Origin of the sequence: Allobosea sp. CRIB-10, from assembly GCF_900112185.1 — a bacterium.
Taxonomy (GTDB): Bacteria; Pseudomonadota; Alphaproteobacteria; order Rhizobiales; family Beijerinckiaceae; genus Allobosea.
In genome coordinates this window covers 1-8,760 of the sequence record NZ_FOKP01000052.1, presented here as the reverse complement: position 1 = coordinate 8,760, position 8,760 = coordinate 1, and the positions used below count along the sequence as shown (strand labels likewise).

General features: G+C 60.9%; 6 protein-coding genes and 2 pseudogenes. 5 read left to right on the top strand and 3 right to left on the bottom strand.

From position 1 onward, the window contains the following. Positions 1 to 102: 102 nt before the first annotated feature. Together BMZ69_RS30470 and BMZ69_RS30465 are read right to left on the bottom strand one after the other, a co-directional pair. Positions 103 to 654: pseudogene (locus tag BMZ69_RS30470) on the bottom strand (IS3 family transposase); the annotation flags it as partial. A gap of 509 nt (positions 655 to 1,163) precedes the next feature. Then, on the bottom strand, positions 1,164 to 2,195 hold the full coding sequence (locus BMZ69_RS30465) for an IS110 family RNA-guided transposase (protein WP_024343475.1): 1,032 nt from the start codon (positions 2,193 to 2,195) through the stop codon (positions 1,164 to 1,166). A 72-nt stretch (positions 2,196 to 2,267) separates the two neighbouring features. On the opposite strand from BMZ69_RS30465, the pseudogene BMZ69_RS30460 reads away from it, so the two are divergent. Together BMZ69_RS30460 and BMZ69_RS30450 are read left to right on the top strand one after the other, a co-directional pair. Further along, a pseudogene (locus BMZ69_RS30460) lies at positions 2,268 to 2,850 on the top strand (IS630 family transposase); the annotation flags it as partial. Positions 2,851 to 4,520: 1,670 nt separating this feature from the next. After that, positions 4,521 to 5,672: an acyltransferase family protein gene (locus BMZ69_RS30450; protein ID WP_092163768.1), complete on the top strand. Its 1,152-nt coding sequence runs from the start codon at positions 4,521 to 4,523 to the stop codon at positions 5,670 to 5,672. A gap of 323 nt (positions 5,673 to 5,995) precedes the next feature. Here the strand turns inward: BMZ69_RS30450 and BMZ69_RS31830 are convergent, their stop codons facing one another. Further along, a complete protein-coding gene (locus tag BMZ69_RS31830) occupies positions 5,996 to 6,529 on the bottom strand; it encodes a hypothetical protein (protein WP_175507057.1) in 534 nt (177 codons plus the stop codon). A 294-nt stretch (positions 6,530 to 6,823) separates the two neighbouring features. Here BMZ69_RS31830 and BMZ69_RS30445 point away from each other — a divergent pair, with 294 nt between their 5' ends. The 3 genes from BMZ69_RS30445 to BMZ69_RS30435 form a co-directional block, all read left to right on the top strand. Further along, complete coding sequence (locus BMZ69_RS30445; RefSeq protein WP_092163767.1) at positions 6,824 to 7,837, top strand: M23 family metallopeptidase; 1,014 nt, start codon at positions 6,824 to 6,826, stop codon at positions 7,835 to 7,837. 295 nt (positions 7,838 to 8,132) lie between these two features. Beyond that, on the top strand, positions 8,133 to 8,402 hold the full coding sequence (locus BMZ69_RS30440; protein ID WP_175507056.1) for a hypothetical protein: 270 nt from the start codon (positions 8,133 to 8,135) through the stop codon (positions 8,400 to 8,402). Further along, positions 8,399 to 8,760: IS3 family transposase (locus BMZ69_RS30435; RefSeq protein ID WP_139219314.1), on the top strand; the 362-nt coding region annotated here is incomplete at its 3' end. The genes BMZ69_RS30440 and BMZ69_RS30435, both read left to right, overlap by 4 nt.

Genomic DNA, 8,760 nt, shown 5'->3' with positions numbered 1-8,760 from the left:
GCCGTCACAGCCATCTCGGCGGCATCAGTCCCGAAGCGTTCGAACGCGCGTCGGCGTGAGGCTCGGCTTTGTCCACGAAACCGGGGACCGTCCAAATCCGACCTTCTTTTCGAACTCGACCGGGCTGAGATAGCCGATGGTCGAGTGCCTGCGCAGGGCTTTGTAGAACCGCTCGATGTAGTCGAACACGTCGGCCCGCGCCTCGTCGCGCGTCCGGTAGGTCTTGCCCCTGATCCGCTCGGTCTTCAGCGAGGAGAAGAAGCTCTCCATGGCGGCATTGTCCCAGACGTTGCCGGAGCGGCTCATCGAGCAGGTGATGCCGTTGTCGGCCATCAGCCTCTGGAACGGCTCGCTGGCGTATTGGCTGCCCTGGTCCGAGTGATGCAGCAGCGCGTCGGGCCTGCCGCGGCGCCAGATCGCCATCACGAGCGCATCGGTGACGAGCTGCGCGGTCATCTCGGCCTTCATCGACCAGCCGACGACGCGGCGGGAGAACAGGTCGATCACGGCCGCCACATAGAGCCAGCCCTCTGCCGTCCAGACATAAGTAAAATCGGCGATCCAGCGCTGGTTCGGCCGCTCGGCATGGAACGCACGGTCGAGCCTGTTCGGCGCGATCGCCGAACGCTGGCCGTCATCCTTCGGCAGCCCGCGTCCCGTTTCGGGGTCGGGATTTCGACGGCGATCCGATGGATTGCGCGAGCCAGGACGGGAGAATTGGCCGCGCGGGTACAAGGCAGGCGTCGCGGGTCGAGCCTTGATGCGCATGAGGCCTTCATCGTCGCTCTGATCGAGGAACAGCGGGACATCACGCTGCACGAGATGGCGGCCCGGCTCCTGAGCGAACGCACCGTCTCGATCCGCCGCAGCGCGTTGAGCGCCTGGCTTGGAGGCCGAGGCTGGACGTTCAAAAAACGTATGGCTCGCCCCGCCTGCAAGGGATTTCTTTCCGGCTCTTCAGTCTGCGCCAACGTATCCGGTCTCGAGGTCGTGCCTCGGCCAAGATGGAGCTTTCGCGCGTACCGATCCTCATAAAGCCGTCGGCGTCTAACGCCATTTTTTTGATCAGGATCACGGCACGCCGTTCGACTGTCAGGCCATCTTTCCAATCCACTCACAGACAACGCTGGCCTGAAGGACGCTCCCCTAAGGCCGAACTCTGATCATCCAGCCGATGGCATCGCCTCCACCTGGAAGGGGCGCCCGCTTCTCAACACGGCCCAGATGATCCTGGCCATCTTCGCCGCGAGCGCGACCACGGCGGTGTTGATATGCGTTCGCGCGAGCAATCCCCGCAGCCATTCGCCGAGCAACGTCCGCCCCTTCGCCAGGGACGGCAATGCCGCTCGCGCGCCGTGGATCAGCATCCTGCGAAGGTAGCCGTTGCCGCGCTTGCTGATCCCGAGAAGCTTAGGTCTGCCGCCGGTCGTCATCTGGCGAGGTACCAGGCCGAGCCAGGCGGCAAGATCCCGGCCCCGGCCAAACGTCTCCGCCCTTCCCACCGAGGCGACGAAGGCGGTCGCATTCAACGGGCCGACCCCCGGGATCGTCGCCAGGAGCTTCGTTGCGGCATCCTCGCGCGCGATCGCAACGAACTCGGCATCGAAGGCGCCGATCCGCTCGTCAAGGGCGCGCCACTGGGCCCGCATGTCCTCGACGAGCTGTCTGATCCGACGGCTGATCGCCACCTCGCCAGCAAGGAGTTGATCCAGTCGAAGTTCGAGCTTGCGCCGTCCCTTCGCCATCACGATCCCGCGCTCCAGAAGGATCGCTCGCAACTGATTGATCAGCGTCGTGCGCTCGCCAACCAGCCGATCCCGCGCCCGATGCAGGCTCTGCATGTCGAGTTGCTCGTCGCTCTTGAGATCGACGAAGCGCATCGTCGGGCGGGTTGCCGCTTCCGCGATCGCCTCGGCGTCACGGTCGTCATTCTTCTGAGCCTTCACGTACGGGCGAACATACTCTGGCGACATCAGCCGCACATCGTGACCCTGCTCGCGAAGCAGGCGGCCAAGATGATGGGCGCCGCAGCATGCTTCCATCGCCATGACGCAGCTCGGCATTCCTGACGCCAGCTTCAGGATACTGTCGCGTCGCATCCGCCGACGCAGCAGCACCTGCCCCGCGCTGTCGAAACCGACCACGCTGCAAACGTCTTTGCCAAGATCGATTCCCAGAACCCTGATCTCATTCATCGGCTCACCTCCGTGCCATTTGCGGCCGACGCAATCTTGCGCCGAGGGTAAGGGGCGAGCCATTCCATAAAGTCCGCCCATGCACTGGAGCAGGAGCGCCCCGACGTCCTGAAGCGGCGGCGTGACTGGTTCGAGGCCCAGCCCGATCTCGATCCACAGAGCCTTGTCTTCATCGACGAGACCGGGCTCTCGACCAAAATGGCCCGCCTGCGCGGTCGGGCTCCGCGCGGTGAACGCTGCCGGGCCGGAGTGCCTCACGGCCATTGGAAAACGACCACTTTCGCCGGAGCTCTGCGTCTCGGCGGCATGACGGCGCCCTTCGTCTACGACGGTGCCATGAACGGCGTCGTCTTCCTCGCCTATGTCGAGCAGGTGCTGGTCCCGACACTGAAGCCTGGGGACATCGTCATCATGGACAATCTGCCCGCCCACAAGCCGGCCGGCGTCCGCGAAGCCATCGAGCGCGCAGGCGCGACGCTGTCCTTCCTGCCGCCCTACAGCCCAGACATGAATCCGATCGAGAATGCCTTCGCCAAGCTGAAGGCCATGCTGCGAGCCAGAGCAGAACGCTCTATCAGTGCCTTGTGGGACGCAGTCGGCGCAATCGTCGACCTCTTCTCGCCGACCGAAAGCCGCCGGATATGACCCAGATTAAACCGGAAACGCTCTAGATGTCCGTGATGTCAGTGCTGATGTAGCGGGGTTCTTGTTGCTCGCTGCTGTCTCGAACTCACGACGCGCGGCAGAACTCGTCGAGTTGTCCCCTCAGCTTAGATCGAAATGCCGCATTTTGCATGCTGCTCGTTCTTGTAGCCAACTGCTGACTTCCCGGTCGGGGCTTTCCACTGGCCTTGCGCATTCTTCGCGGCGTAGCTCGCAAAAACATCGGCATCGCAAGTGGTATTCGAGTATCCACGCTTTTTCGCAATGGCCATACCAGCCTGGTGCGCGGTCCTGCCTTCTTGAGCAAAAACCGGAGAAGCTAAAGCCAATGCTGCTGCAGCTATGACATAGAGTGATTTGGAAACTACTTGAAATATCCGGTCCCATATGCGACTTAGAATGTCGTATCTTAACTATCTATCGCTTGCAAACTGTCACTTGCCGATCGAATCGAGCGCCGCTGGTAACTCAGTTGTGCATAAGTAATGTTGTATTTTTGCGTGCCAAGCTCGTATTGGTAAGATATTGATCTTTTAAGATTTTCTACCTACTAGCGAGTAAAGAGCTATGCATAGATTTTGGCTTGCCGCTCTCTCGGTAATTATTGCTCAGGATGTAAGTGCCGGATGCAATTCAAAGCCGGTTCGATTTAACTTCGGCTACGAGGCAACGGTATCCTCAGTCACCGACACCGGCCGCTGCACACATTCAGTCTCCAGCCTTACTAACACCACCCTGTCTCCGCCTTCGTTGATTTCGGGCCCTCGATCGGGGACCCTTTCATTCGAAAGTCTTCGGGTCAGATATCGCGCAAACCCAGGGTTCTCGGGCAGTGACAGTTATGCTTTCAAGCGATGTACTGGTGATGGAACGTCCTGCGCCACCTTTCGCGTAACGATTGCTGTCACACAAACAGAGCAGTCTGCGCGGCACCCGGGCGCGGTCCGAAAGAAATGCGCGCAGGACCTTCGGAGACGGCTCAGTCTTGCTCGCGAGGATAAGCTTCCGCTCGGAAGCGGAGCGACACTCGATCGATGCGTCGCTGCAGGCGGCCCCGTCTAATCGACGACGAGATTGTGGCAAAGGAAGATGCTCAAGTCCTACAAGCTGTCACAATCCGCTTTGGCGCTCGCCGCCTGCTCGTGCCCGCCGCGCCGGCCGGGAGGTCTCGACCTGCTCGGAAGAGTGGAAGCACGAATGCGAGGTCGCTTATCTCGCGGGCATGAAGCCGGAGAAGATGCGGGCGATGCTCTACGGCCTGCAGGGCGCCAAAGAGGAGAGCGCCCGAGGCATCAAACAGCACCGCGGCGACGCGGCCGTGGCGCAGCTGGTCAGCGAGATCGAGCGGTATGCGGCGCTAACGGACAGACGCGCGTGCCTGGAATGGTCCATGGTTTCCTCCTCAGTTAGGTGTTCATTGAACGAGTGGCGACACCACGGGTTCCGCAATAGAAAAACCCCGCCGGCAGATGCCAGGGGGCAAGGCATAGTCTCACATGGCCTATCGGAGACGGCAGCAGATCGCTCATCGCGCGCGCCGGTTCCCGCGCAGCGAAGCGCCCTTCAGAGCGACTGCAGCATCAAAATTGTGTCGAAAACTTGCGAAACCTGTGTCTGAATGTTCCGGTGCGTCTAGCACGCGTACGAGGGGCAAACGAAGGCATGACCTCTGCAATTCGATTCGACGGCTTGCAAAGCTTGAGAGGCCTTGCCGCGACCCTGGTGCTCGCTGAACACACCGCTAATGCAATCTCGACCCGCTACATGGGATTTGGTCCGAAGGATGCGCCGATGGCGGTCTTTCCCTTCTCCGCAGGCGTCGACATCTTCTTTGTGATTTCGGGATTCATAATCGCCTATTCTGGCGACTCTCTCTTCGGAAGAACGGGCGCGTGGCGAAGCTTCCTGCTGCGGCGTGTCGCGCGCGTTGGGCCGATGTACTGGCTCATGACGGGCGTGATGATCTGCGCCTTTAGCCTGATCGGTAGCCGTGCTTGGAGCGATGCCTCGTGGCCGTCTGTAGCGGCATCGTTCCTTTTTCTGCCAGTTGCGAATGCCGATGGGCTCACATTTCCCATCCTGACCATCGGCTGGACACTGAACTACGAAATGGCCTTCTACGCGATCTTCGCAGCCGCACTCTACTTTCCGCGGGCGAAGGCGCTGGTCATCATTGTAGTGACGCTGGTGCTCTTGGCTGTGCTAGGAGCGCTGTTGCATCCGTCCAATCCGACGCTGCAGTTTTGGACCGACCCAATTATCCTGGAGTTCGCTGCGGGGATTTGCCTTTACGGGCTCCACCGCTCCGGCAAGCTTGCTCTTCCCGGCGTGATGAAGCTCCTACTGGTGCTGGCGGCGTTGCTCAGCTTAGCCGCGTTTCGCGGTGATCCGGGATCTTGGCGTTGGATCATTTGGGGCGGCCCCGCGACGCTTCTTGTGGCCTCTGCTCTCGGAACGACCTCATTTCAAGGCATGTTCGCGAAGGTAGCGAGCCGGGCCGGAGACTGGTCTTACGGCATCTATCTCAGCCATTTCCCTATCGTGATGATTGGCGCGATGGCTTGCCAAGTTTTCCTACCTAAGACGGGTTGGGTTTGGTTCGGCCTTTTTCCGGTATTCGTGCTGGCTACAACTCTTGCTGCATCAGCGCTCCTACATCGTTTCGTCGAGCGGCCGTTCATCGACCTGGCGCGTCGAGCCGCGGCTAGTGACGAAAGGTTCCGCCAGCCGAAGCCAGCGATCCTCAGTCCAGATCCGGTCGTGGCTCAACCCGAACTCGTGACCATCAGCCGCTCAGTATCGTCAAGGGCGTGATTGCGCCACGAACGAGGCGCAGAGCTTCGTCACAGACCTTTTCGCCGCGTTCGGCGTCACGCCGAATTGTACGACGTCCTTGCCTGTAGCCTCGGCGGTTTCGTCAGCGAACGACCGAGTGTACAAGTTGTCCACTCGATCGGATCGGCGATCTCCACCATGCGCCGTCTCGGGGTGCAATTCCAAATTGATCGCGTTGCGCCGGGCCGTTTGGCTGGCCCGGTCAGCGGGGGACAGTTCGGCACGGCGCATGATCTCTTCTTTCGTATTGTCAGCGAATGCCTCTGAATGTCAGCGAATGGCTCGACGCAACTTGGCTCAACCTATTGAAATCGCTTCATAATTATCTCTTTTGGTGATATCCTGCGTTTCACACAGGAGGCTATCATGCGTCTCAATCGTTCGAAGCGATCCACGTTGAATCGTCGCTCGTGTAGTGACCACCAGCAACGCGGGCAGGCCGCTGGCAGGGTTAGCGTGGCGCGCTCTGCCGTCGGCCGAGATTGCAACAGCTCCTCCCACGGGAGTTCCGCTGGCGGGTAATTGTCGATAAAGCGGCACGTCAGGCCGAAGTTGATGAGGTTCTGGCCGAATTTGGCGGTGATGCGCGCGCGGCGATTCGTGCTCTCCTCGAAGATCAGGCGATGCTTGTGGCCGATGCGGAGGAGGCGATTTAGCGCGGGTTCCTGCGCGGCCGGCTTTCTGATAGCGCCCGCCCGTTGCCTCCGGTCGATGAAGCGTGATGGTTCAGCGATCAAAACTGAGCATGTCGCCGGAGAGAGCACGTGAGATGCACGACGCGACGAAGGCGTTCTTGCACACGTGAGACGCTGGTCGGGCGAGGTGCCGATCAGCAATCGTATCTATCTCGCGCTCGACGTGCTGAACTTCGACCTCAATCTCGCGATGAGCCACTTCAATGCTGAAAGCGGCAGCAATACCCGATCCATCCCTGCCCCGAGATAGATTGGATGTTGATGCGGGGGAGGATTGAAAAAGAACCACACGTCAACGAGCCGATAATCGCGCTATGGGGGCACGTCATCTTTTCAGCCAACAATCGACGAATCAGGGAATTAGATCGTCGAAATCAGCCAGCTCGATTCCGGCGTCGAGCTTGGTTGGCTTTTCCAACGAGGACCTTTGACCGCATGCTGAGTGCCCTTTGTTTCCGCAATGCCGCGCCGCTCATCGCGCTCTTCTCAGGAAGCGTTGCCTCTGCCCAGGAGCTACCGCGCTTCTCGCTTCCGGTCGCATGCGAAGTGGGGCGCAGTTGCTTCATTCAAAACTATGTCGACGCTGATCCCAGTTCCTCGGCCAAGGACTATCAATGCGGTAGCCGGAGCTATGACGGCCACAACGGGACAGATTTCCGCTTACCGACGATGGCCGCACAACGAGCAGGCGTTGACGTGCTGGCGGCCGCTGACGGGCAGGTTCTTCGTCTCCGCGACGGAGTCGAGGATATATCCGTGCGCGAGCCCGGTAGGGCCGCCGCGGTAAAGGGGACCGAATGCGGCAATGCCATCATCATCGAACATCCAGATGGCTGGCAAACGCAGTATTGCCATATGGCCCGGGGCAGTCTGCGTGTGAAAGCGGGTGACCACGTGAAGGCCGGCCAAACGATCGGGAAGATCGGCCTATCTGGCTTGACCGAGTATGCGCATCTCCATTTTACAGTCCGCCATCGCGGACAAGTGGCCGACCCATTTGCCTATAGCTCCCCGCCTGGCTCGTGTGGAGAAGGCCAAAGTCTCTGGCAAAGTTCGCTTCGTCCCTCGCTCGCCTACAAGCCGCGGGCCATTCTTAACTCGGGTTTTGCCGCCGCTGCGGTGCCTATGGCGGCGCTAGAAGCCGGAGACGTACAGCAGCAGCAGCCCGATCTGGCCAGCCCCGCGCTTGTCGCCTATGTCCGGGGGATCGGCCTCAAGCAGGGCGACGTCCAATCATTGATCCTTAAAGACCCCTCGGGTCAAACACTTGTCGACAATCGAGCCAAGCCGCTTGAGCGGGATCAGGCTCAGACCCTGCTTTATGCTGGCGCCAGGAAGCCTGCCGCGGGTTGGGAACAGGGCCTTTATCAAGCCACGTACGCAGTCATCCATGGAGGCAAGATTGTTCTGGAACGCAGTTTCGATATCCACCTGCAACCTGCGCAGTAGCAGCGCTGGCCGCCACGGAGCGCCCCAGATTGTCCCGGTGGCCGCTCCCCGCCCCCTCCACAGTTCAGAAGATGCCGGGTCGTCGGTACGCCTGCCTGCCATCTGGCGCGCGAAGGACTTCAGGCTGCTCGACATAATCATGTTGCGAGCCCAAGCGCCCGAGGGCTCCAGCGCCGCCTCGCCGATATGCCTGGAGTTGGAGTTGACCCGGTTTTGTGGACACCTTTGAAGTCATTTTCTGGAGTGTCCGATGCCGCGTTTTCGAGCTGCATATCCGCCGGAGTTCCGACGGCAGATGGTCGAGTTGGTCCGATCCGGGCGAACGCCTGAAGAGCTGTCGCGGGAGTTCGAGCCGACCGCGCAATCCATCGCGAACTGGGTCCGTCAGGCTGATCGCGACGCCGGCAAGCGTAGTGACGGTGCGACGACTGCGGAGCGCGAAGAGCTGATCCGCCTCCGCCGTGAGAACCAGCGCCTGCGCCAGGAGCGCGATATCCTGTCAAAGGCGGCAGCCTGGTTCGCGCGGGAGAGCAAGGCGAACCCGAACGGGTTTTCCGGTTCATGAGCGCGCACCAGGCCGTCTTCCCGATCAAGACCATGGCCCACGTCTTCAAAGTCTCCGCGTCAGGTTATTACGCCTGGCGCGGCAGGCCCGCCTCGGCGCGGGCGACAGCCGACCTCGACCTCACCCGGAGGATCCGCACGATCCATGCCGCCTCGCGCAAAACCTATGGCGCACCGCGGATCCATGCCGAGTTCAAGGCCGAGGGAGTGGCCATCGGCAAGAAGCGTGTGGCCCGCCTGATGAGCGCGGCAGGTCTCGTCGGCGCCAGCCGGCGCAGGAGCGTCACGACGACGAGGCGCGACCCCGATAATCGGCCAGCCAATGATCTTGTGCGCCGCAACTTCTTCGTCGAGAAGCC